The following is a 23,310-nucleotide window of genomic DNA, read 5'->3' as shown; positions in this document are numbered from 1 at the left end:
TTTCACTGCACCCGACATGCCGGGCCCGGCACGCAGATCCGCAGGCTGGTGCAGCTACAGCGAATCTGCGGAATTCAAACCGGAAGGAGTTCCACCCGTCATGTCGATCTCTTCAGGCCACACCCCGAGCCGAAGACGCCTGCCGCTGGTGCTGGGCGCGGCGTGTTCCGCCGGCGCACTGCTCGCGCTGTCGTCCCCCACGGCCTCGGCCGTGGCCCCGCTCACCGCGACGGCGAGCTACGACTGCGGCTCCTGGGGCAAGGGTCTCGCCACCCTGACCGCCGCCGACTCGGGCACGAGCAAGACCATCAAGATCACCTCCACGGCGATCACCATGCCGACCGGCACGAGCGCCGACCCGAACAGCATCACCACGACGCTGACCCTCGCCAAGACCTCGGGCGGCGTCACCAGTCAGGTCCAGTTCTCCGCGAAGACCAACCCCGGTCTGAGCGGCGGCAACCCGATCACCCTCGGCCCGCTGAAGCTCAGCTCCGGCACCCTCGCGGCCGGGGACAGCACCGACTCCGTGGTGCTGCCCACTCCCCCGACCACCTCCAACTGGTCGCTACGGATCGTGGCCTCGTCCCCGACGTCGGCCACCGTGCCGTGCGTGGCGACGTCCACACAGTCCGCCGCGTTCCTCTGGTAGCGGCGGACCCCTCATGACACCGGCCTCAGCCCCATGAAGCCGGCCCGCTCATGACACCGGCCCGGGGCGAGGACAACTGTCCCGCGCCCCGGGCCGGTGCCCGCGTGCTCCGGTGGGCTCACGTCATACGGGTGGCCCACTCCTGGACCTTCTTGATCCGCTGCTCGATCTGCCCGGCCGTGGCCTCCGCGCTCGGCGGGCCGCCGCACACCCGCCGCAGCTCGGTGTGGATGACCCCGTGCGGCTTGCCGCTCTGGTGCGTGTAGGCCGACACCATGGTGTTCAGCTGCTTGCGCAGCCCCAGCAGCTGCTTGTGCGTGACCACCGGACGGTCCTCGGCCGGCTTCTCCAGCAGATCGGCCTCGGAGGCCGGCCTCTGGCGGCTGTGCGCGATCTGCCGGGTCTGCCGCTTCTGGAGCAGCAGCTGCACCTGGTCGGGTTCGAGCAGCCCCGGGATCCCGAGGTAGTCCTGCTCCTCCTCGCTGCCCGGATGCGCCTGCATGCCGAACTCGGCACCGTCGTACAGCACCCGGTCGAAGACCGCGTCGGATTCGAGGGCCTCGAAGGGCAGCTGCTCCTCGGTCTCCTCGTCCTCCAGCTTCTCCGCGTCGGCGAGGAGCTTGTCCTCCTCGGCGAACGGGTTCTCCTCGTCACCGCCCTTCTTGGGCTTGTCGAGGACGTGGTCCCGTTCGACCTCCATCTCGTTGGCGAAGTCGAGGAGCATCGGGATCGTCGGTACGAAGACCGAGGCGGTCTCGCCGCGCCTGCGCGAGCGCACGAAGCGGCCGACGGCCTGGGCGAAGAAGAGCGGCGTCGAGATGGTGGTGGCGTACACACCGACCGCGAGGCGCGGCACGTCGACGCCCTCCGACACCATGCGGACGGCGACCATCCAGCGCGATCCGTCGTCGGTGAACTGGTCGATCCTCTTCGACGCGGCCTTCTCGTCGGACAGGACGACGGTGGCCTTCTCGCCGGTGACCCTCTTGAGGATCTTGGCGTACTCGCGGGCGGACTCCTGGTCGGTCGCGATGACCAGACCGCCCGCGTCGGGAATGCCCTTGCGGACCTCGGTCAGCCGCTTGTCGGCGGCGCTGAGCACATTGGGGATCCAGTCGCCGGTGGGCGCCAGCGCGGTGCGCCAGGCCTGCCCGATGGCGTCCTTGGTCATCGGCTCGCCGAGCCGGGCGGCGATCTCGTCACCGGCCTTGGTGCGCCAGCGCATGTTGCCGCTGTAGCTGAGGAAGATCACCGGGCGGACGACGCCGTCGGCGAGCGCGTTGCCGTAGCCGTAGGTGTAGTCGGCCGAGGAACGCCGGATCCCGTCGTTGCCCTCCTCGTACACGACGAAGGGGATCGGGTTGGTGTCGGAGCGGAACGGCGTACCGGTGAGCGAGAGCCGGCGGGTCGCCGGGTCGAACGCCTCCTGGCACGCCTCGCCCCAGGACTTCGAGTCACCGGCGTGGTGGATCTCGTCGAGGATCACCAGGGTCTTGCGCTGCTCGCACCGGTTGCGGTGCAGCATCGGGCGGACCCCGACGCCCGCGTACGTCACCGCGACCCCGTGGTAGTCCTTGCTCACGGGGCCGGCGCTGTAGTCCGGGTCGAGCTTGATCCCTATCCGGGCGGCGGCCTCCGCCCACTGCTTCTTGAGGTGCTCGGTCGGCGCGACGACGGTGATCTGCTGCACGACGTGGTGGTGCAGCAGCCATGACGCGAGGGTCAGCGCGAAGGTGGTCTTGCCGGCGCCGGGGGTCGCGACCGCGAGGAAGTCGCGCGGCTGCTCCTGGATGTACCTCTCCATGGCGCCCTGCTGCCAGGCTCGCAGCTTCCCGGCCGTACCCCAGGGGGCGCGACCGGGAAAGGCGGGTGAGAGGTGGTGGGAGGCGGTAGTAGTCACGGTCTCCGGTTCGGGTCTCTCGGGTACGTGGGGCGCTGTCAGCACGGGCCGGGACGGGCACGCACGCGATACGACAACCGGGCCACCCTACCGGGGGGCGGGGTGCGATCCGCCCTGGACTCCGTCACCCCGGGGCGAATTGCGACGGCTCTCACACGTGGTCGGCGACCAGGTCGCGCAGCCCCTGGGAGATGACCTTCACCTCGTCCGCCTCCCCCGTGGCAACGGCGATGACCAGGCGTTCCGCCGCGTCGATGTCCGGGCGGAGATCGACGTCATTCATCACAAGGAAGGTCACGCAGGACAGCCAGGCGGTGCGCTTGTTGCCGTCGAAGAGCGGATGGTTGATCGCCAGGGACTGGAGCAGCGCGGCCGCCTTGTCCACGACGTCCGGATACGCCTCCTCGCCGAACATGGCCGCGGACGGCCGGTGGGCCGCCGATTCGAGGAGTCCGGCGTCGCGGACCACGATCTGCATGTCAGGGCAGGCGTGTTCGGCGATGACGAGGATGTCTTCGGAGGACAGGTAGATACAGCTCACTTGAGCCGCTCCATGAGCTCGCCCCACTTGGCCGCCTGCTCCTTCGCCGTCTTGCGGACGATGGCCTGCTGGGCGGTCCTGGCCAGGTAGTCGTCCACGGCCTGGAGCAATATGGCGTGCATACTCGTCCCCTCCTGCTCGGCGCGCTGCTTGAGGGCTTCGGTCTGGTCGTCACGAAGACGCAGGTTCATGGCCATACCAGAACGGTACCACCACATGGGGCCAGACTGGTACCACTCAGCGCTCCCGCACCCGCGTCGCCACCCACGCCCCCACCAGCGCGACCCCCGCCATCGGCAGGAACACCACCGCGAACGCCCCCGGATGCGAGCCGGACGCCCCCGCTTCGACGGCCTCGTGCACGGCCCCCACCGCTCCCCCGCCGAGCGCGCCGAACGCCGCGCCGCCCGCGGCCAGGAGCAGGGCGTTGGAGAGCCCGTCGGAGATCTGCAGGGCCGCGGAGTTCGCCCCCGCCTCCTGCGGCGCGGACAGCTTCAGCAGCAGCACGCTCGTCGACGCGATCACCGCGCCCATGCCGAGGCAGCCGACCGCCCAGGCCGCGGCGACCGTCCAGACCGGCACCCCGTCGATCAGCACGGTGGGCGCGGCCGCGATCGCCAGGGCGACCAGCACCATGCCGCCCACCATCAGCCGCTCGCGGTGCGGCTCCAGACGCGGCCGGGACTGCAGGAACGAACCCAGCGCCCAGGTCGCGCCGCCGGCCGCGAGCGACAGCCCGGCCATCGTCGGGGACAGGCCGCGCTGGGTGACCAGCATCAGCGGCACGAACGACTCGGCGGCGATGAACGACCCGGCCGCCACCCCGCGCAGCAGCACCACCGAGGGCAGCCCGCGCGCCGCCCGCCCGGTGCCCGGGGGCAGCAGTCCGCGGACCGCGGGGACGAGCAGGGCGATCCCGGCGGCGGCCGGCAGCAGCGAGAACCAGTTCCGCTCCTGCCCGGCGTACTGGAGCAGCCCCGCACCCAGCGAGATCGCCAGCGCGAGCACGATGCGCCGGCGGTCGAACGGCTCGACGGGCGCCGCCGGATCGGCGGGCCCGGACGCCATCCGCCGGATCGCGGGCAGCGCGAGCGCCAGCGGGAAGACCACCAGGACCGGGATGCCGACGAAGACCCAGCGCCAGCCCAGGTGCTCGGTCACGCTCCCGGAGGCCAGCGGCCCGACGACGGACGGGATCACCCAGCTCGCGGCGAACCCGGCCATGATCGCCGGCCGCAGCGGATCCGGGTAGGCCCGGCTGACCACCACGTACAGCGCGACGATCACCAGCCCGCCGCCGAGCCCCTGCACGGCCCGCCCCGCGATGAACATCCACATGGTGCCCGCGGTCCCGGACAGCAGCAGGCCCACCCCGAAGGAGGTGATCCCGGCGGCGAGCGGCCCCAGCGGCCCGCGCCGGTCGGCCCACTGGCCGGAGAGCACCATGGCGAAGAGGCTGGTGGTGAAGTACGCCGAGAACGCGAACGCGTACAGCGGGATGCCGTGCAGCTCGCGGGCGGCGACCGGCATCGCGGTCCCCACCGCGGTCGCCTCGAAGGCGATCAGGAACACGACGGAGACGATGCCGATGCTGAGCGCCCGATAGGTCCGCCCGAGCACTCCTTCCGGTACTGCGGCGACGACGGTCTCATGCAGGTCATCGGTGTCTTCGGTGCGGGCCGAGACCTCGGCGTCACGCGGTTCCAGGGCGGTCATGAACCCTAGAGTAAGGGGCGAAACCCACCATGGCCCCTGTCCCGGGTTGCTCCCGTTCTCGTCCGTTGGTCGTAGGACCGGACGGTCGGACGTGAACGGCGTGTGGCAGTCGCGTTGCGGGGCCGTCCGCACCCTTGGCGCCGGAGCCCCCGAGGCATACGGTCGGGACCGGAACAACGCACGGCCGTGTGCCCGAGAGGCTCAGGGGCTCGACTGCAACTCGAGTTACACCGGTTCGAATCCGGTCACGGCCTCGGTGTACACGCAACCGCCCCGCCCCTCGTCCGTGAGGGGCGGGCGCTCTGCGTTCGGCGGGTCAGCGGGTGGAGACCGAGTCCGGCGCGGGGGCGCCCTCGCCCACGGTCACGGCCGGCGCGGGACGGCTGCCACGCGCCTTGCACACCGCGTACGCGACGAGAACGACGGCCAGGCTGCCGATGCTGGTGAGCAGTTGGGTGCGCTGGTCGGCGATGGCCACCAGCACCGCGGCGAAGCCGGCCATCACCACCCAGGTGAGGTACGGGAAGAGCCGCATGCGCAGGGTCAGCCGCTCGGGCTCCTCGCGTTCCAGCCGACCACGGTGCCGGCCAGGATCGCGCGGACCGGAACCTGGCGCTTGTTCGTCGCCACCGGCCAGGTGGGGGCGTCGCCATGGGTGGCGAGCGCCCGCATGATCCGCGAGGAGACGTAGACGGAGGAGTTGAGCACGCTCAGCACGGCCGTGAGGATCACGATGTCCATCACGACGCCCGCACCCGGCAGCCCGATGATCTTCCAGGCCGCGACGTACGGGCTGGCCAGGACCTGGGCGCTGTCCCACGGCACAATGGTGACCACCAGGACGATGGAGCCCACGTAGAAGAGGATGATCCGCCAGATGATCCCGGTGGTGGTGCGGGCCACCGAGCGCTCGGGCTCCTTGCTCTCGGGCTCCTTGCTCTCGGCGGCGGCGATGAGACGATCTCGGCTCCGCCGAAGGCAAAGATGACCTCCACGATCGCGGCGACCTTGACGGAGGAGAACCAGAACTCGAACTCGCCGAACGACTTCACGGAGAGCAGGTTGGTCGCGGTCATCACGATCATCAGGCCCATGGCCAGGACCCAGAGCGGCAGGTCGATCCACGCGTGCAGGATCGCCGCGCCCGCGACGGCCTCCACGGCCACGATGATGACGTAGTAGGACCAGTACAGCCATCCGATGGTGAAGCCCGCCCACGGCCCGATGGCGGTGCGGGCGTAGTCGGCGAAGGAGCCCGCGGACGGCTTCGCCACGACCATCTCGCCGAGCATCCGCATGGTGCACAGCACCAGCGCGCCGGCCAGGCAGTAGGACACGATCGCGGCGGGCCCGGAAATCCGGACCTCGGCGTCGCGACGGCCGGCACCGGCACCGGCACCGAGACATGCTGTCGTAGGCCCCCTGACCACCCCGCGTCCCGCCCATGAGGTACCGGCCCCGACCGCTGAGTAGGCTGCCCCTGTTCCGATGACGTCCGGGGGGATATCCGTTCATGAAGTCGCCGCACCGTGCTCCGTCCCGGCAGATCGGCCCCTACCTCGTCGTCGCACGGCTGGACCCAACCGGCCCCGGTGCCACCGCCGTTCCCGAGCAGCGACTGATCGGCCGCACCCCGGACGGCGAGCGGACCGCGATGGTGAGCGTGCCGCTCGACTCCACCGATCCGGCCAGGTTCCTCGCCGAGGCACAGGCCGCCCGGTTCCTGCTCGGCCCGTGGGCCTCCCCCGTCACCGAGCACGCGGAGCCCGGCGCGGCCGTGTGGTGCGCGCGCCCCTACGTCCCCGCACTCCCCCTGCCGGCCGCCCTGGCCGTCAACGGCGGGCCGCTGCAGGAGGAAACACTGCGTGTCCTGGCCCGCTGCCTCGCCGAGACACTGGTCACCGCCCATGCGGCCGGGGTGACCCACGCCGGGGTGTCGCCCGCCGCCGTACTGCTGGCCGGGGACGGGCCACGGCTGACCTGCTTCGGCGCGGCGCGCACCGCCGCGAAGGACGGCAGCCCCCGGTCGGGGCTCCCGGGTCTCGACCCCGGCAGCCTCCCGCCCGAGCAGGCCGCCGGCGGACGCCCGCGGCCCCCCGGCGACGTCTACGCACTGGGCGCGGTCCTCTCGTACGCGGCAACCGGCCACACAGTCCCCGACCGGGACGAGCTCCCCCTCCTGCTGCGCGCACTCGTGCCCGCGTGTCTCTCCCGCGACCCTGCCGCCCGGCCCCGGGCGGCCGACGTCCTCGAAGCCCTCGCCCCGCCGGCGACCGCCGCCCCGGTCGCCACCGTCCCGGGTCCCCTCTCCGGGGCGGGCGGGCTGCGGCTGCCCGGCCGGGTCGTCGCAGCCGTTGCCCGGCAGTCCGCGGACGTCCTGGCGGCCGATGTCCGCCCACACCCCGGAGCCTGACCGATGATCGAACCCCTGCTCCACGACGACCCGTCGCACATAGGCGGCTACCGGCTGGCCGCCCGGCTCGGCAGCGGTGGCATGGGCACGGTGTACCTGGCCCGTACGCCCGGCGGCGCGACCGTCGCCCTCAAGACGGTGCACGTGCACATCGCGGCCGACGCCGCGTTCCGCACCCGGTTCCGGCTGGAGACCGACGCGGCCCGGGTGATCGGCGGCGTTCACGGCGCCCGGGTCGTCGACGCCGATCCGCTCGCCCAGGTGCCCTGGCTGGCGACCGAGTACGTCCTCGGCCCGCCCCTGGACGAGGCGGTGACCGCGGGCGGCCCCCTGCCCGAGGCGGCCGTACGGGCCGTGGGTGCGGCGCTGTGCGGCGCGCTCGGGCAGCTGCACCGCTCCGACGTGGTGCACCGCGACCTGAAGCCGTCCAACGTCATGATCACCGCGTACGGACCGAAGGTCATCGACTTCGGCATCGCCCGCGCCCTCGGCGACGACCGTCTCACCCAGGTGGGCGCGGTCGCCGGAACGCCGGCGTTCATGTCCCCCGAGCAGGCGACCGGGCAGGAGCACACCCCGGCCGGTGACGTGTTCGCGCTCGCCGGTGTCCTCGTCTTCGCCGCCACGGGCCACGGCCCGTTCGGCAGCGGGCAGCCCGCCGATCTCCTCTACCGCGTCCGGTACGCCGATCCGGACCTGTCCGGCGTACCGGCGGGGCCGGCCGCGGTGCTCGCCCGCTGTCTGACGAAGGATCCGGCGCTGCGCCCGGACACCGGGGAGCTGGCTGCCGCGCTCCACGACGGGCACGGCGAGTTCGCCGACCATCTTCCCCACCCGCTCCTCGCGGAGATCTCCCGTCGCGCCGCGGAGGTCTGGCACCCGTATCCGCAACGGCTCCCGGCTCCCGACGAGCCGGCCGTCACCGACGCACCGGCACCTCGGCGCGCGCGGCTGTCCCGCCGCGGGCTCCTGGCCCTGGCCGGTGCGGCGGCGGCCGGGGCGGTCGCGGGCGGCGGACTGTGGCTGGCGTCCGGCAGGTCCGACGCACCGGCGTCGGCCGCGTCCGGTGCGGGCGCGGCCGGTTCCCCGCCGGGACCGTGGGACGTGCTGTGGACCAGCGACCAGGGGGAGGCCGACGCCACGATGCCGCCCCTGTTCGTGGGCAAGGGCATCGTGGTCGCCACGGCGAACCAACTGCGCGGCATCGACCCGGCGGACGGCAGCGAGCGCTGGGCGTTCTCCCAGGGGTTGTCCGAGAGCCCGGCCGTCACGGACGGCTCCCAGCTCTACTGGACGACCGGCATGACCACCGACAGTCACGCGGTCATCACGGTCGACACGGACACCGGCGAGCAGGACCGTACGGTGACCAGGCTCTCGGACCTGGGCCTGCCGACGAACAGGAGCGCCGAGCTCCTCTGCGCCACCGCCGACACGGTGTACCTGACCACCTGGGACGGGCAAGCAGAGTCGTCCGGACGGCATCTGTACGCGGTGAACGCACGGACGGGAAAGGTCCGCTGGGACACCGCCCTCGATGTGGGGAAGGACGGCGGCCGCTACATCGGGGTGTTCGGCAAGGTCGCCGGGGACCGGATCGTGGTCGGTCAGAGTCTGCTCGACCTCGCGCTCAGCGCGTTCGACACCGGCTCGGGCAAGCAGCTGTGGCAGACGTCCTTGACGGGGGCGGCCGACTTGCACTCCACCCTGGTGAGCAGCGGGGCGCAGCTGGCGGACGACGGTACACACCTCTACATCGGGTCGACCGTGCTCCACTCGATCGCCCTGTCCAACGGTGCGGTGGTGTGGGCGTTCGGCCGCGACCGCGAGTTCGGTGAACGGACGGACGGCAGTGACCACTACGGGCCGCCGACCGTGCGGGACGGTGTGGTGTACGCGGCCGAGGGCGACCGGGGCATCCTCGCCGTGGAGACGAAGCGCGGCGAACTCCTCTGGGAGGTCATGGTTCCCGAGGGCAGCGCGACCACCCGGGCAGCGCCACCCGTGGTCTGCGGCGGGCACCTCTACTACGGGGACCAGTCGGGGCTGGGAGCGATCGAGCTGGCCGGCCACACGTACGTACGCTCGCTCCAGAGCTCGATCCGCACCTTCGCGCTCACACCCGGCAAGGACATCCTCGTCGGCAGCGGTAACCGGCGCGGGGTGGAGGCCCTGCGGCTGGACGGCTGACCCGGGGCCGGCCCTGCCCGGATCGCACCGGGCCCCACCGACCGGCACGGCACGCCCGGCCCCAGCCGAAAGACCATGAACGCCGCGCGCTCACCGACCAGTTCACCGACTTCCGCGAGAAGGAACCGTCATGAAACCGCTCGGCCCAGGAGACCCGCTCCGGCTCGGCCCGTACCGTCTGCTCCGCGTGCTCGGTGAGGGCGGGATGGGCAAGGTCTACTTCGGTCAGGACAGCCACGGCCACCGGGCCGCGGTCAAGTCACTGCGGCCCGAACTCGCCCACGACAAGCAGCTGGTGCAGCGCTTCGTCCGCGAAGCGCACACGGCACGGTCCGTCACCGGTACGGGCGTGGCCCGGGTGCTGGACGCACAGGTCGAGGGCGGGCGACCGTGGATCGCAGCCGAATTCCTGGCCGGCCCCGACCTGGAGCAGGCCGTCGCCGTCCACGGTCCGCTCGACGCCGCCGCGGTGCACGTCCTGGCCTCGGCCCTGGCCCGCGCCCTGCGGGAGATCCATGCTGCCGGCCTCGTGCACCGCGACCTCAAGCCCGCGAACATCGTGCTGACGTCGGACGGGCCCCGCATCATCGACTTCGGTATCGCCCGCCCGGAACACGGCCTCACCCTCACGACCACAGGCCAGATCCCCGTCACGCCCGGCTACGGCGCCCCGGAACAGGTGCTCGGCCACCGGGTGGGCCCGGCCGCCGACGTCTTCTCGCTGGGCGCGGTGCTGGTGTACGCGGCGGGCGGCCAACGCGCCTTCACAGGCGGACACGTTGCCGTGGTGCAGTACGAAGTCGTGCACGGACAGCCGCGGTTGTCACACGTACCTGAGCCGTTGCGGGCCCTCGTCGAGCCCTGTCTCGCCAAGGATCCGGGCGCGCGTCCGGGCCCGGACCGGATCGCCCACGCGTTCGCTCCCCCGCGCCGGGCGGCGAAGGTATGGCGGCAGGGGGACCTGGCGGAACTGATCGGCCGGTACGAGTCCGAGGCGGCCCGCCTCCTCCCGGCCGGCGCCGGCGCCGGTCCGATGGACCGGAGCCGGCGCAGCTTCCTGACCGCGCTCGCCGGCGGCGGGGCCGTGCTCGCCGTGGGCGGCGGCACGGCCGCCTGGCGGCTCAAGGACGACTGAGCCCGGCCGGCCGGGCCCGTCGCCGGCCGGCCAGCAGCGGCGGGACCGCGAAGCCGACGCAGAGCAGCCCCGCGGCGCACACCGCGAGCGCGAGCCAGAAGGCCCCGCTGTGGCCGTCGGCCGGCTCCGCGGCGGCGGGTGTGCCCGCCGCCGGGCCTTCGGGCTCCTGCGAGACCGGCGCCAACGCGGTCGCCGACGGCGCTCCGGAGCCCGAAGGCCCGGAGCTGGGCGACGCGGTGCGGTAGTCGGGGATGGGGTCCCGGTCGGCCGCCCCCGGGTCGCCCGGATCCTTCAGCACGAGACGGGGACGCACGGTCCCGTATCCGAGGTAGTCGCTGCGCACCGCCCCGTTATTCGGGCCACCGGCCGTGTCGATCATGACGCGCAGGACCTGGTTGGCCGTCCACCCGGGGTGCTCGGCCCAGATCAGCGCAGCGGAGGCGGAGACGATCGCGGTCGCCATCGCGGTGCCCTTGGACCTGCACAGCCCCGTGCCGCCACCCGAGCAGGCACTGATGATGTCCTCGCCGGGGGCGCTGAGGTCCACTTCGAGGCCCGTGCCCGCCTTCTTGAGGCTCGTCGCGGTCTTGTCGACGGCGCTGACGCCGACGACTCCGGGCGTCGCGGCCGGGTAACCCACCAGCGGGTGGTCGATCGTGTCCTCACCGACGGCCGCGAAGATCAGCTTGCCCTTGCTCCGGGCGTAGTTCACGGCCGACCGCACCGCCTCGTCGTCCGCGGACGCGGCGAGCGACACACTGATGATCTTCGCCTCCGAATCGGCCGCGTAGCGGAGGGCCGGGGCGATTCCGGCGTTGATCGCGTCGTTCTGTGCGGCGAGGGTCCGCTCCTTGGTGCCCTGGCCGTCGGAGACCTCCAGCGGGAGCACCTTCGCCCCGGGGGCGAGCCCGTACGCGCTGTCCCGGCCGCCGGCCCCCTTGCCCGTACCGGCGATCACGGAGGCGGCGGTGGTGCCGAAGTCGTGGCGCTCGGCGACGGTCCCCTTGCGGAAGTCCTTGCCGGGCAGCAGCCGGCCGGAGAGCTCGGGGACCGCGACGACCCGGGTGTCGATGAGCGCGACCGTGACGCCCTTCCCGGTGCTGGTCCGCCACATCTCCTGGGCCTTCATCCGGGTGAGGTGCCACTGGTCGGAGAGCACGGTGTCCGCGTGTGCGGGCGCCGTGCCCGTCCCGAGCGCCAGCAGGGCCGCGGCCATCGGAAGTACCGTACGGAACAGGCCCGTTCGGGCCCGGCCGGATGTCGCCGGTTTCCTGGCGTCCAGATCGCACGGCAGCACGGCAACCTCCCCCTTAGGGCCTGTATTGGATTGTCCCGCCTTCAGGACTTGGGGGCCGCGACCGCTGCCTGGGGCCGGATCGGGAGCCGGTTGATCGGGCGGCCGGTGGCCGAGCGGACCGCGGCGGCCACGGCGGCCGGGGACGTCACCACGGGGGCCGCGGAAGCCGGCTTGGCGCCGAAGGGGGCCACCACATCGCGTTCCTCGACGAGCCTGACGATGCGGATGTCCGGCGCGTCGAGGGAGGTCGGCAGGGCGTAACCGGTCAGGTCGGGGTGGCGGATCAGACCGCGTGCGGTGCGGAGGTTCTCCGTCAGGGCGGTGCCGATACCCTGGGTGACGCCCGCCTCGATCCGGGTCGCCAGCTGGGACGGGTTGAGGACCCGGCCGACGTCCTGGGCGACGGCCATCTCCACGACACGGACCGAGCCGAGCTCGATGTCGACGTCCACCACCGCGCGGATCGCGCAGAACGCGAGGCCCACGAAGGCGTCTCCCTGCCCGGACTCGTCGAGCGGCTCGGTGGGGTGCGGGCGGCACTGGGCGGTGGCCCAGAGCTCCTTGCCGTCCATCGCCTCGGTGACGGTCGTGGACAGCACCCCGTCGTACGAGGTGATCTTGCCGTCGGCGATCTGGAGCAGCTCGGTGGACATGCCGAACTTGTGGGCCAGCGGCTGGAGCAGCTGGGTGCGGACCATCTTCGCGGCGCGTTCGACCGCCCCGGCGGAGACCCAGGTGTGACGGCCGTGCGTGGCCGGGCCCGCCGGGGGCTGGTCGGTGTCGACGGAGGCCACGTGGACCTCCTCGATGCCCAGGGTCTCCTGGACGACCTGGCGGGCCAGCGTCGAGAAGCCCTGGCCCGTCTCGACCGCGGCGCAGATGACGGTGGCGACCCCGTCGTGGACCCGGACCGTGGCCGTGGAGACCTCGTCGGCGCCCTCGGCGCCGAGCATGTGGACCATGCCGAGCGCGTATCCGACGCCGCGCCGCACCGCGCCGGGCTCGCCCGCGCCCTCCGGGCCGCCCGGCAGCAGCCAGTCGTCCTCCGGGGAGTCCTTGGGGAGCGAGGGGAGCGGGAAGTCCCGTACCGAAGCCAGGAGTTCGGCGACGGGGGCGGGGCAGGTCACGGTCTGTCCTGTGGGCAGGATGTCGCCGGTGGACAGGACGTTGCGCATCCGCAGCTCGGCCGGGTCGATGGAGAGCTTGGCGGCCAGCTTGTCCATCTGGCCCTCGTACGCGGCGCAGACCTGCATCGCGCCCTCGCCCCGGACGTGGCCGGACGGCGGGTTGTTCGTACGGACGGCCCAGCCCTCGATGAAGGCGTGCGGGACGACGTAGGGGCCGCAGGCGAACGCGACGGCGGCGGCCAGCGACTCGGACGAGGCGTCGGCGTACGCGCCCGCGTCGAGGAGGATCTGCGCCTCGACCTTCACCAGACGGCCCTCGGCGTCCGCGTGGTGGCGGTAGCGGAGCAGGGTCGGGTGGCGGTGCGCGTGGCCGAGGAAGGACTCCTCGCGGGTGGCGGCCAGTTTGACCGGGCAGCCGGTGCGCAGGGCGAGCAGGCCCAGCGGGAGCTGGAATCCGGGGTCCTCGCGGTCGCCGGTCGCGCCGGGGACGCCGGTGACGACGACCTTCACCCGGTCGGGTTCGAGGCCGAAGCAGGCGGCGGCGAGGTCGCGGTCGGTGTGCGGGTCGGTGGAGGCGGTGTAGATCTCGACGCCGCCGTCGGGGCGGGGCACGGCGAGCCCGGCCTCGGCACCGATGGGCGCCGGGTCCTGGCGGCCGATGCGGTACAGGCCCTCGACGATGACCTCGCCCACGATCTCCGGGTCGCCGTAGCGCAGCGGGATGTGGCGGATCAGATTGCCGTCGGGGTGCAGCGGTTCGGCGGCGAATGCCTTCTCCGGGTCGGTGACCGGTTCCAGCACCTCGTACTCGACGGCGATGGCGGCGGCGGCCAGCCGGGCCGTGTCGGGGTGGTCGGCGGCGACCGCGGCGATCGGCTCGCCGTGGTGGCGGACCAGTTCGGAGGCGAAGACCGGGCGGTCCACGACACGACGCCCGTAGGCGCTCTCGCCGGGGACGTCCTCGTGGGTGACGACCGCGCGTACGCCCGGCATCTCTACGGCGGCCGAGGTGTCGATCGACAGGATGCGGGCATGAGGGTGCGGAGAGCGGAGCACGGCCGCCCAGAGCAGTCCCTCGGCCCACAGGTCGGCGGCGTAGGGAAAGGTGCCCTCGGTCTTGGCGCGGGCGTCGGCCGGCGGCAGCGAGGCGCCCAGGCCGAACAGCGGCTGCTCGGTCCCGGGGCCGTCCGGGCCGTCCAGTGAAGGGATGCTGATCGCCGTGTGGGTCGCGCCGGCCGCGGTGGCTGCGTCGTTGCTCACGCCAGGCCTCCGTCCTGCAGATGGGCCTGCACACTACCCGCGCCGGGGGCCGCCTGGTGCGGGATGCGGGCCTCGTCCTGTTCCGCGGATTCCGTTACGGGCGCCGAGGCCGCCTCGGAGGCGGCCTCGCGGCCCGCGATGACCTCGTTCACGGCGTCGAGCACGCCCCGGTAGCCGGAACAGCGGCAGAGGTTGCCGCAGAGCGCCTGGCGGGTCTCCAGCTCGCTGGGGGCGTGGTTGCCCTCCAGCAGGTCGTGGACGGTCATCGCCATTCCCGGGATGCAGAAGCCGCACTGCACGGCTCCGCAGTCGGCCAGCGCCCGCTGTACGTCGGACGGCTCGCCGTCGACGGCCAGACCTTCGACGGTACGGACCTCGCTGCCCGCCGCGGTGGCCGCGGGGACCAGGCAGGAGGCCACGAGACGGCCGTCCACCTGGACGTTGCAGGCACCGCACTCACCCTGCGAGCAGCCGTCCTTGGCCCCGGCGAGGCCGAGGCGCTCGCGCAGCACGTAGAGCAGCGACTCGCCGATCCAGGCGTCGGTGACGGGGCGGTCGGCGCCGTTCACATGCAGCAGGTACGAGGCGGCGGGGTGTTCGCTGGGCAGGTCGAGCGGGGCGGCCGGGGCGGCGTCGGGGTCCGTGGCGTCCGCGTCCATCGCGTCGGGGTCCATGGCGTCGGCGTCCGTGACGTCCGCGTCCGGTGCCGTCTCGACGTCCGTGACCTCGGCGTCCGGTGCCGTCGCGGTGTCAAGTGCCGCTTCGACGACCGGTTCGACGACCGGTTCGGCTGTGCCGGGGGGCTCCGTGCCGGGGTGCGGTGCGTCCTGGAGGGCTGCCTCCGGCGGGACTTCGTGTCCGGCGTCGTGTCCGGGCTCGTGTCCGGCCTCGTGCGTGCCGGCGGTCGGCTCCGGGGGCGGCGCGTCGGCGTTTCCGTCCGCTTCCGCGGTGTCGTCCGGCGCGTCCGGTGTTCCGGGGTCCGTCCCCTGCGGCGGGATGTCGTCCCCGGCCGCGGGCTCCGGCTCCGGTGTCGCCCAGGGCGCGGGCGCGCCGCCGGGCAGGGTGGCCGGCGGGGGCCGGTCCGCGTACCAGCCGGCGGCCAGCGCGGAGGCCGAGAACTCGCCGGACTCCTCCGGGAGATCGCCGTCGGCGACCGGGATCTGCCACTGACCGGTGTGCCCCGCGGGCTCGGCGGACCCGGCTGACCCGGCGGACCCGGCTGACTCGGCGAAGTTCCACTGGCCGGTGTCGGCCCGGTTGTCGCGGTACCGGTCCGGGTACTGCTCCCCGGGCGCCTGCGGCTGGTGCGGGGGATGCGGCTGGTGCGGGGGATGCGGCTGGTGCGGGGGCTGCGGGTATCCGTACGGCGTCTGCTGCTGGTTCGGGTCGGGCCAGTGCACCGTCTCGGGGGCCGGCTGGTCCGCCTCCGTACGGCGGTCCGGCCGGTCCTGCTGGTCCGGTGTCCGGACGACCCAGCTGCCGGTGGCTGCCGGGTCGGTCCCGGCGGCCGGGGTCAGCGGAAGGATCATCGGCGGCACGTAGCCCTGGCCGGGCGCGGCCAGCGGGATGTTCGCCAGGTCCTCCGGCGGCAGGTGGACGAAGGCGGTCGCCTCGGCGTCGTACTCGCCGCTCTGGGGGGTCGGCTCCCATCCCCCGTGCTGTTCGGTGTGGTCCTCGTTGCTCACGACAGTGCCCTCCCCAGTGCGCGTCGGGCCAGCGCGGCGACGGTGCGCCGCAGGTGCAGTACGGCGGGGGACAGCGGTGGCGCCTCTCCCCCGTCGGCGGGCGGTGGCTCGTCCGGGATGCAGGCGGCGGCGACGTACTCGCCGAAGGCGGCCAGCGCGTCGGGCGCCAGGCCCCGTTCACCGTCCCAGTCGATCAGCGAGGCGATCCAGCGTTCGGCCTCCAGCGGCCGCAGCGGCATCGGTGCGATGGCGCCGACCGCGCAGCGCACTCCGCGCCGGGCCGGGTCGAGGACGATCGCGACGGAAGCGGTGGCACGGCCGGGGCCGGTGCGTCCGGTCGCCTTGAGGAAGACCTGCGGGGCGTGCAGCAGCGGGACGCGGACGAAGCCGATCAGTTCGGCGGGCTCCAGCATCTCGCGGCCTGCCAGCAGGTGCGAGACCGGGATCTCGCGGCGGGCGCCGCCGGGGCCCGCGATGACCAGCTCGGCCTCCAGCGCGGCGAGCACCGGCAGGGCGTCGCCGGTCGGGGCGGCGGTGGCGATGTTGCCGCCGAGCGTTCCGGCGTTGCGGATCTGGGGCGGTCCCGCGGCGCGCGCGGACGCGGCCAGGGCCGGAATGAGGGCGGCGAAGTCGGGGCGCCCCATGCGGGCGTGGGTGAGTCCGGCGCCGAGCAGGGCGTGGCCGTCCTGGTAGTGCCAGCCCCGGAGTTCGCTGATCCGGCCGAGGCCGACCAGCCCGGAGGGGCGCAGGAGGCCCTTGTTGACAGCCGACATCAGGTCCGTGCCGCCTGCCACGGGGACGGCGGCAGGCATGGCGCCGAGTGCCGCCACTGCCTCGTCCAGCGAGGCCGGCAGCGTGACGGACTGCGTCGCCTGCGGTGCTTGCGTGGTCAACCCAGCTGCCCCTTCCCGGTGTCCCGGCTGTCCCGTCTGTTTCGCCGTACGGTACGTGCTCAAAGCCTGGACGTGGCAACTCTGGCACATCTTCGGACCGGCCCGACGCGAGGGTCCGCGAAGGGAGTATCCGTCCCTGGCCAGGGGGATGGTCCCGATTCGCACCTCTTCGGCGCGGAGTGCGAATTGCCACTATTCAGCGAGCTTGTACGGCTTACTCCGTTCCACGGGAGAGTCATGGCAGAGCCACGGGAGAGTGCGGGAGGACGGGCGGGAAGCTGTGCCGGAACAACGCGGAAGGGAGCGGTTCCGGCTGCCGCGGCAGCCGGAACCGCTCCCTTCGCGCGGGCTCACACGCGCGGGGGCGCTCCCTCGATCGGGCGTCCCAGGATGCCGGGCCGCCGCTGCCAGGGCAGCGGACCGCCCGGCGGCCGGTAGTCGACGCCGAGCGCGTCAAGTCGCCCGTAGTGCGTGGCCATCCGCCGCTCGAAGCCGGCGAAGTCCCGGTCCTCGGAGGCGGGCAGGGCCGACCAGGCGACCTCGGCGAAGGCGGCGAGGCGCGGGAAGACCTGGTAGTCGACGCGGGCCCGGTTCTGCATGACCTCGGTCCAGACGTTGGCCTGGGTGCCGAGGATGTGCCGGGCCGCCTCCTCGGAGAGGCCCGGCGGAACCGGTTCGAAGCGGTACACGTCCTCCAGGGTGCGGACGTAGCCGATCGGCATCGGCTCGTCGGGGCCGCCGTCCTGACGGTGGTCCAGGTAGACCTGCTGCTCCGGACACATCACGACGTCGTGCCCGGCCTCGGCGGCGGCGATGCCGCCCGCGTAACCTCGCCACGAGGAGACGGCCGCCCCCTCGGCGAGCCCGCCCTCCAGGATCTCGTCCCAGCCGATGAGACGGCGGCCCCGTGCGGTGAGCCAGCGGTCGAAGTGCCGGATGAACCAGGACTGCAGCTCGTCCTCGTCGGCCAGACCGAGTTCCTTGATGCGCGCCTGGGCCGTCGGCGACTGCTTCCACTGGTCCTTGGGGCACTCGTCGCCGCCGACGTGGATGAACGGCGAGGTGGCGGCGGGGAAGAGTTCGAGGACCTCCTCGAAGACGCCCTCGAAGAAGCGCAGGGTGGTCTCGGTGGGGGCGAGTACGTTCGGGGCGACGCCCCAGTCGTCCCAGACGGAGAGGGCGGCGGTGTCGATGACGTCGGTGTTGCCGAGCTCCGGGTAGGCGGTGATGGTCGCCTGCGAGTGGCCCGGGATGTCGATCTCGGGGACGACACGGATGTGCCGGGCGGCGGCGTACGCCACGATCTCGCGGATGTCGTCCTGCGTGTAGAAACCGCCGTGCGGGGTGTCGTCCCAGAGTTCGGAGGCCCGGTGGCCGTGCTTCGTGCGCGAGCGCCAGGAGCCGGCCTCGGTCAGGCGCGGGTGGCGCTTGATCTCGATGCGCCAGCCCTGGTCGTCGGTGAGGTGGAAGTGGAAGACGTTCAGCTTGTGGGCGGCGAGGAGGTCGAGGTAGCGCAGGACGTCGGTCTTGGGCATGAAGTGCCGTGACACGTCGAGCATCATGCCGCGCCAGGCGAAGCGCGGGCGGTCCCGGACGGTGCAGCTCGGTACGGTCCAGACCCGGTCCGGGTTCACCGGCGCCTGCCGGTAGGCCTCCGGGCCGAGCAGCTGGCGCAGCGTCTGGATGCCCCAGTGCAGCCCGGCCGGGGCCGCGGCCCGCAGGGTGACGGCGTCGGCGTCCACGGCGAGCAGGTAGCCCTCGGGCCCCTGTCCGTCCGCTGCCCCGGGGTCGAGCCGCAGCCGGATCGCCCGCCCGGAGTCGCCCCCGCCCGGTGCGAGCGGCAGCCCGGTCGCGGCGCCCAGGGTGGCACGCAGCAGGCGCGCGACCCCCTCGGTGCCCGATGGCGCGTCGATCACGGTGTCCTGATCCAGAACGAAGCCGGCCGCATCGGTGAGGTATTCGGCGCTCAGGGGCGCCGGGATCAGATTGACCACGTCAGTCCTTAACCGCTCCGCCCAGTCCTGAGACCAGGCGTCGCTGTACGAGTACGAAGAAGACCAGCACGGGAACGGTCATCACCGTCGAGGCTGCCATGATCCCGCCCCAGTCGTTCTCGTCGGGTTTGAAGAAGACCAGCAGCGCCATCGGGAGCGTCGACTGGGAGGTGTCGCTGATGATGAACGACTTCGCGAAAAGGAAGTCGTTCCAGGTCGAGATGAACGAGAAGACGCTGGTCGCCACCAGTCCGGGGAAGACCAGCGGGAAGAGGATCTGCCACAGGAAGCGGGCCCGGCTCGCCCCGTCGATGTACGCCGCCTCCTCCAGTGCGTCCGGGACGGCCTTGACGAAGCCGCGCAGCATCCAGATCGCGAACGGCAGCGAGAAGGCGAGGTGCGGCAGGATCAGCGAGCCGAGCGTGTTCAGCTGGCCGAAGTCCCGCATCAGGAAGAACAGCGGGATCGTCAGCGCCTCGACCGGCACCATCTGCGCGACCAGGAACATGATCAGCAGTGTGGTGCGGAAGCGGAATCTGAACCGGGTCACCGCCGTCGCCGCCAGGAAGGCGATCAGCGCGGAGACGATGACGACCGTGCCCGCGACGAGCAGGCTGTTGAGGAAGTAGCGCCCGAAGTCCTGCTGCTGGAAGACCCGGCGGAAGGAGTCCAGGGACGGCGAGAGCGTCCACGGCCTGGGGTGCGCGGACTGGATCTCGCCGGCCGGTTTGAGGGCCGAGAGCACCATCCAGTACAGCGGGAAGGCCACGGCGGCGGCGATCAGCAGGGCCGCGGCCTCGGCGGCGAGCCGGCCGGGCCGGCGGACGCGCGACAGGGACGGCAGGCTCACAGTTCCTCCCCCTGGCGCCTCACCAGGCGCAGATAGACCAGCGTGACCGCCAGCAGGATGACCAGCATCACGACGCCGATCGCCGAGCCGAGGCTGTACTGCGAGGACGCGAACGCCTTCTGGTACGCGTACACGTTGAGCACCAGGTTCTGGCCGGCTATGCCGCCGCCGTTGGTCATGACGTAGATCTGGGTGAAGACCTTGAAGTCCCAGATGATCGACTGGATGGTGACGACGATCAGGATCGGCCGCAGCATCGGCGCCATGACCGACCGCCAGATCCGCCACTGCGAGGCACCGTCCAGCGCCGCCGCCTCCAGCACCTCGGTGGGGATCGCCCGGATGCCCGCGTACACGGTGACCATCACGAACGGGAACGAGCACCACAGGACTTCGAGGAGCACCAGTGCGAAGGCGCTGTAGCGCCCGTACGTCCAGGAGAAGTCGCCGAGCCCCAGCACCCGGTTGACCGGCCCGAAGTCGGCGTCGAAGAGGAAGACCCAGACGGTCGACCCGGTGATCGCGGGGGTCGCCCAGGCGCCGAGCGCGGCCATCATCAGCGCGAGCCGCGGCAGGGCCCGCACCCGGGTCAGCAGGACGGCCAGCGCGCAGCCGACGAGCAGGGTGGCCAGCACGCAGACCGCCGCGAAGACCACGGTGGCCAGCAGCACCTGCCAGAACTGGCTGTCGTGGAAGAGCGTCGCGTAGTTGCCGAACCCCTGGAAGGTGGCCGGCTCACCTCCGCTCACCTGGGCCTGGGTGTACTCCAGGAAGGAGATCAGGCCGAGCTGGTAGATCGGGTAGACCAGCAGCCCGCCGAGGAGGACGAGCGCGGGCAGCAGGTAGAGCCAGGGGGTCCAGCCGGACCGCCGGGCCAGGGAGGCCGGGGGGCGGCGCCGGAGCGGGCGGGGGGCGCCCCTGCCCGCTCCGGGTGTGCGGGGCGTTTTGTACGCCGTGCTGTTCGCCGTCATCGTCAGCCCGCGTCGGCGAACGCGGCGTCCATCTTCTTCGCGGCGTCGTCCGAGGCACCGGCCACGTCCTTACGGCCGCTGACGATCTCCTGGAACATCGTCGGCAGGATCATCGAGGAGTCGATCTGGCCCCAGGCGGGCGAGGCCGGGACGAACTTGGCGCCCGCACCGAGTGTCCTGACGAACGGTTCGACGAACGGCTCCTTCTTCGCGGCCGCCGCCAGCACGTCCGTGTACGTGGGCAGGAAGCCCATCGCGTCGAACATCTTCGCCTGGGTCTCCTTGCCGGTCAGCGACTTCATCAGGTCGACGGCGAGGGTGCGGTGCCCGCTGCTCTTCAGTACGCCGATGTTGTTGCCGCCCGCGAACGCCGGGGCGACGGAGTTCTCGGCCAGGCCCGGCAGCGGCACGACCGCGTACTTGCCCTTCACCGTGCCGGCCTCGACGGCCGCGTGGCTGAAGTCGCCGCCGATGGCCATGGCCGCCTTACCGGAGGCGAAGGCGGTGACGGTCGCGTTGCCGCCCATGGCGGCGCACTTGGCGGCCGGGCAGTTGGCGTCGCCGAAGAGCGAGGTGTAGGCGGCGATGCCCTTGCGGGCCTTCGCGCTGTTGATGGCCGCCTTGTACGAGGCGCCGCTCCCGTCGGCCAGTTCGCCGCCGTTGGCCCAGATGAACGGCATCGCGCCGTAGGTGTACGCGCCGCCGACCGCGAGTCCGTACAGGCCGGGCTTCTTCCGGTGGATCTTCTTCGCGGTGGAGATCAGCTCCGCCTGGGACTTGGGCGCCCCGATGCCCAGGTCCTCGAAGACGTCGGTGCGGTAGTACAACGCCCTGACGCCGACGAAGAGCGGGGCCCCGTAGACCTTCCCGTCCACGGTCACGGACTGCTTGGCGGTCGGGTCGGTGTCCTTGGCGTCCGCCCAGGCACCGAACTCGGCGCTGACATCGGCCAGTCCGCCGTCCTTCACGTAGCCGGCGGTGTCGGTGTTGCCGTACTCGATCAGGTCCGGCGCGCTCTTGGGGTCGTTGAACGCGGCCTTGACGCGCTGGGCGCGGGTCTCGACGGGTATGTACTCGATCTCGACCTTCGCGCCCTCGTGGGCCTTCCCGAAGTCCGCGACCGCGGCGTCGACGACCTTCTCCTTGGGCTTGTTGCCCACCTCCTGGAACAGCCAGACACGCAGCGTGCCGGTCTTCTCGTCCCCCTTGGCGCCGGTGTCGGAGGTCTGCGGTGCGCAGGCGGTGGCGGTGAGACCCGCCAGCACAAGCGCCGCAACCGGGGCGGCGATTCGGGCAGAAAGCTTCATCCGGGACCCCTACCGGTAGTCGTTGCAACATGCGCAACGCGCGTTTCGTTCTGCACAACTTGCAGGAGGGTAGGTCCAGACGAAGTCGCCGACAAGTGGTCTCAACCACTCTGTGACCCGCGGAAGCACCCCGTGCAACGCCGCGGGCCCGGAACAGCGGAGAACCCCCGGGGCACGCGGCTGCGTGCCCCGGGGGTTCTCCCGGAAGGTCGGTTCTGCTGCTGCGGACTACTTCTTGTCCTTGCCGCCCTTGCCCTTGTCCTTGTCGCCACCGGCGCCCATGGACTCGTAGATCTCCTTGCACATGGGACACACCGGGTACTTCTTGGGGTCGCGCCCCGGCACCCAGACCTTGCCGCACAGCGCCACCACGGGAGTGCCCTCAAGGGCACTCGCCATGATCTTGTCCTTCTGGACGTAATGGGCGTAGCGCTCGTGGTCGCCGTCGCCGTTCGACACCTGTGGCGTCGGCTCCACGAGGGTTCCCGTACCTGCCCCGCGATCGGGCTCAAGAGTGCTCATAACCGCCAAGCGTACTGAAAGCCCGGGGGATCAGTTCAGCGAAGGGTCGTCCGGGTACGTGGCGACCATGGCCAGTTCGCTGCGCTGACGGCGCAGGACGGCCCTCCAGAGGCTCTCCGGGCGCGGCGACGAGACGTCCCCCGGCTCCGACTCGACGACGTACCAGGCGCCCTCGGAGAGTTCCGCCTCCAGCTGTCCGGGCCCCCAGCCGGCGTAACCGGCGAAGATCCGCAGCGAGCCGAGGGCCGCGGCCAGCAGCTCGGGGGGCGCCTCCAGGTCCACCAGGCCGATCGCCCCGTACACCCGGCGCCAGCCGAGGGGGCCCTCCTCCCCGGGGATCACCGCCACCCCGAGCGCGGAGTCGAGGGAGACCGGGCCGCCCTGGAAGACGACATCGGGTTCACCGGCCAGACCGGCCCAGGACGCCAGGATGTCGGCGACCCCGACCGGGGTCGGGCGGTTCAGGACCACGCCGAGCGAGCCCTCCTCGTCGTGGTCGAGGAGCAGCACCACCGCGCGGTCGAAATTCGGGTCCGCCAGGGCGGGTGCGGCCACGAGCAGCCGCCCTGTGAGCGAGGACACCTCGGTCATGCCAGAAATGATCCCGCATCTTCGGCTTTCACGGGGGCCAAGTCACCCGGTCGTCGCCCCGGGTGCCCGAGCGCAGCTCAGGGCGCACTGGTGCACGAGGAGCGCACAGCCGGGCACCCATCCGGACGGTCACCCTCCGCAAGATCCAGGACGCGGAGCGTGTTGTGGCGGATTCATGACGTTCGTACACCCCCCGCTTTCTTACGGAAGGGGGGCGCACGGCCATTACCCTTTCGATTGGCCCCCTGCCCGACCACTCCGGAACG

Annotated in this window: 18 protein-coding genes, 1 tRNA gene and 2 pseudogenes; 5 read left to right on the top strand and 16 right to left on the bottom strand. The window is 72.2% G+C overall.

Annotated elements, in window-relative coordinates; translation table 11 throughout:
* Positions 1-100: 100 nt before the first annotated feature.
* Positions 101-652, top strand: a complete 552-nt coding sequence (locus ACZ6S6_RS11475; RefSeq protein ID WP_469705102.1) for a hypothetical protein — start codon at positions 101-103, stop codon at positions 650-652.
* A 118-nt stretch (positions 653-770) separates the two neighbouring features.
* Here ACZ6S6_RS11475 and ACZ6S6_RS11470 read toward each other — a convergent pair whose 3' ends face one another.
* From ACZ6S6_RS11470 to ACZ6S6_RS11455, 4 genes are all read right to left on the bottom strand, one after another.
* Positions 771-2,552, bottom strand: coding sequence for a DEAD/DEAH box helicase (locus ACZ6S6_RS11470; protein ID WP_469705100.1), 1,782 nt, complete (start codon positions 2,550-2,552; stop codon positions 771-773).
* Positions 2,553-2,703: 151 nt separating this feature from the next.
* Positions 2,704-3,093: a type II toxin-antitoxin system death-on-curing family toxin gene (locus ACZ6S6_RS11465; protein ID WP_469705097.1), complete on the bottom strand. Its 390-nt coding sequence runs from the start codon at positions 3,091-3,093 to the stop codon at positions 2,704-2,706.
* A complete protein-coding gene (locus ACZ6S6_RS11460) occupies positions 3,090-3,290 on the bottom strand; it encodes a ribbon-helix-helix protein, CopG family (RefSeq protein WP_073738190.1) in 201 nt (66 codons plus the stop codon). Before ACZ6S6_RS11460 ends, ACZ6S6_RS11465 begins: the two co-directional genes overlap by 4 nt.
* A 40-nt stretch (positions 3,291-3,330) precedes the next feature.
* Positions 3,331-4,809: an MFS transporter gene (locus ACZ6S6_RS11455; RefSeq protein WP_469705094.1), complete on the bottom strand. Its 1,479-nt coding sequence runs from the start codon at positions 4,807-4,809 to the stop codon at positions 3,331-3,333.
* Between the two features lie 182 nt (positions 4,810-4,991).
* Between ACZ6S6_RS11455 and ACZ6S6_RS11450 the strand changes: the two genes are divergently transcribed.
* Positions 4,992-5,063 (top strand) — tRNA-Cys (locus ACZ6S6_RS11450).
* Positions 5,064-5,125: 62 nt separating this feature from the next.
* On the opposite strand, the gene ACZ6S6_RS11445 is transcribed toward ACZ6S6_RS11450, so the two are convergent.
* Positions 5,126-5,344 (bottom strand): hypothetical protein, encoded by a 219-nt coding sequence (locus ACZ6S6_RS11445; RefSeq protein WP_469705091.1) that lies wholly within the window; start codon positions 5,342-5,344, stop codon positions 5,126-5,128.
* Between the two features lie 8 nt (positions 5,345-5,352).
* Positions 5,353-6,119 (bottom strand): annotated as a pseudogene (locus ACZ6S6_RS11440) (amino acid permease).
* A gap of 203 nt (positions 6,120-6,322) precedes the next feature.
* On the opposite strand from ACZ6S6_RS11440, the gene ACZ6S6_RS11435 reads away from it, so the two are divergent.
* From ACZ6S6_RS11435 to ACZ6S6_RS11425, 3 genes and pseudogenes are all read left to right on the top strand, one after another.
* Positions 6,323-7,222 carry a protein kinase family protein gene (locus ACZ6S6_RS11435; RefSeq protein WP_362961323.1) on the top strand — a complete coding sequence of 300 codons (900 nt, stop codon included), beginning with the start codon at positions 6,323-6,325 and terminating at the stop codon, positions 7,220-7,222.
* A 3-nt stretch (positions 7,223-7,225) separates the two neighbouring features.
* A complete protein-coding gene (locus tag ACZ6S6_RS11430) occupies positions 7,226-9,412 on the top strand; it encodes a protein kinase domain-containing protein (RefSeq protein ID WP_362961325.1) in 2,187 nt (728 codons plus the stop codon).
* A gap of 130 nt (positions 9,413-9,542) precedes the next feature.
* Positions 9,543-10,529, top strand: a pseudogene (locus tag ACZ6S6_RS11425) (serine/threonine-protein kinase); the annotation flags it as partial.
* A gap of 4 nt (positions 10,530-10,533) precedes the next feature.
* Here ACZ6S6_RS11425 and ACZ6S6_RS11420 read toward each other — a convergent pair.
* The 10 genes from ACZ6S6_RS11420 to ACZ6S6_RS11375 all read right to left on the bottom strand — a co-directional run bounded on the left by ACZ6S6_RS11420 (position 10,534) and on the right by ACZ6S6_RS11375 (position 23,044).
* Positions 10,534-11,763, bottom strand: coding sequence for a S8 family serine peptidase (locus tag ACZ6S6_RS11420; RefSeq protein ID WP_362961327.1), 1,230 nt, complete (start codon positions 11,761-11,763; stop codon positions 10,534-10,536).
* 122 nt (positions 11,764-11,885) lie between these two features.
* Positions 11,886-14,231 (bottom strand): xanthine dehydrogenase family protein molybdopterin-binding subunit, encoded by a 2,346-nt coding sequence (locus tag ACZ6S6_RS11415; protein ID WP_362961329.1) that lies wholly within the window; start codon positions 14,229-14,231, stop codon positions 11,886-11,888.
* Positions 14,228-15,916, bottom strand: a complete 1,689-nt coding sequence (locus tag ACZ6S6_RS11410; protein ID WP_469705088.1) for a (2Fe-2S)-binding protein — start codon at positions 15,914-15,916, stop codon at positions 14,228-14,230. Before ACZ6S6_RS11410 ends, ACZ6S6_RS11415 begins: the two co-directional genes overlap by 4 nt.
* On the bottom strand, positions 15,913-16,809 hold the full coding sequence (locus ACZ6S6_RS11405) for an FAD binding domain-containing protein (RefSeq protein ID WP_073738181.1): 897 nt from the start codon (positions 16,807-16,809) through the stop codon (positions 15,913-15,915). The genes ACZ6S6_RS11410 and ACZ6S6_RS11405 overlap by 4 nt, the downstream gene beginning before the upstream one ends.
* Positions 16,810-17,159: 350 nt before the next feature.
* A complete protein-coding gene (locus ACZ6S6_RS11400) occupies positions 17,160-18,803 on the bottom strand; it encodes a beta-N-acetylhexosaminidase (RefSeq protein WP_469705085.1) in 1,644 nt (547 codons plus the stop codon).
* A gap of 1 nt (position 18,804) precedes the next feature.
* A complete protein-coding gene (locus ACZ6S6_RS11395) occupies positions 18,805-19,653 on the bottom strand; it encodes a carbohydrate ABC transporter permease (RefSeq protein WP_362961337.1) in 849 nt (282 codons plus the stop codon).
* On the bottom strand, positions 19,650-20,624 hold the full coding sequence (locus ACZ6S6_RS11390; RefSeq protein ID WP_469705082.1) for a carbohydrate ABC transporter permease: 975 nt from the start codon (positions 20,622-20,624) through the stop codon (positions 19,650-19,652). Before ACZ6S6_RS11390 ends, ACZ6S6_RS11395 begins: the two co-directional genes overlap by 4 nt.
* Positions 20,625-20,626: 2 nt before the next feature.
* Positions 20,627-21,931: an extracellular solute-binding protein gene (locus ACZ6S6_RS11385; protein ID WP_469705080.1), complete on the bottom strand. Its 1,305-nt coding sequence runs from the start codon at positions 21,929-21,931 to the stop codon at positions 20,627-20,629.
* A gap of 228 nt (positions 21,932-22,159) precedes the next feature.
* Entirely contained in the window at positions 22,160-22,453 is a 294-nt protein-coding gene (locus ACZ6S6_RS11380) for a DUF3039 domain-containing protein (protein ID WP_073723799.1), read from the bottom strand.
* 30 nt (positions 22,454-22,483) lie between these two features.
* On the bottom strand, positions 22,484-23,044 hold the full coding sequence (locus ACZ6S6_RS11375; protein WP_362961343.1) for a YqgE/AlgH family protein: 561 nt from the start codon (positions 23,042-23,044) through the stop codon (positions 22,484-22,486).
* Positions 23,045-23,310 lie beyond the last annotated feature (266 nt).

The sequence above is a fragment of the Streptomyces sp. NPDC048671 genome, from assembly GCF_055587045.1.
Note: the sequence above shows the minus strand (reverse complement) of the source record. Positions and strands in the feature narration are given on the sequence as shown.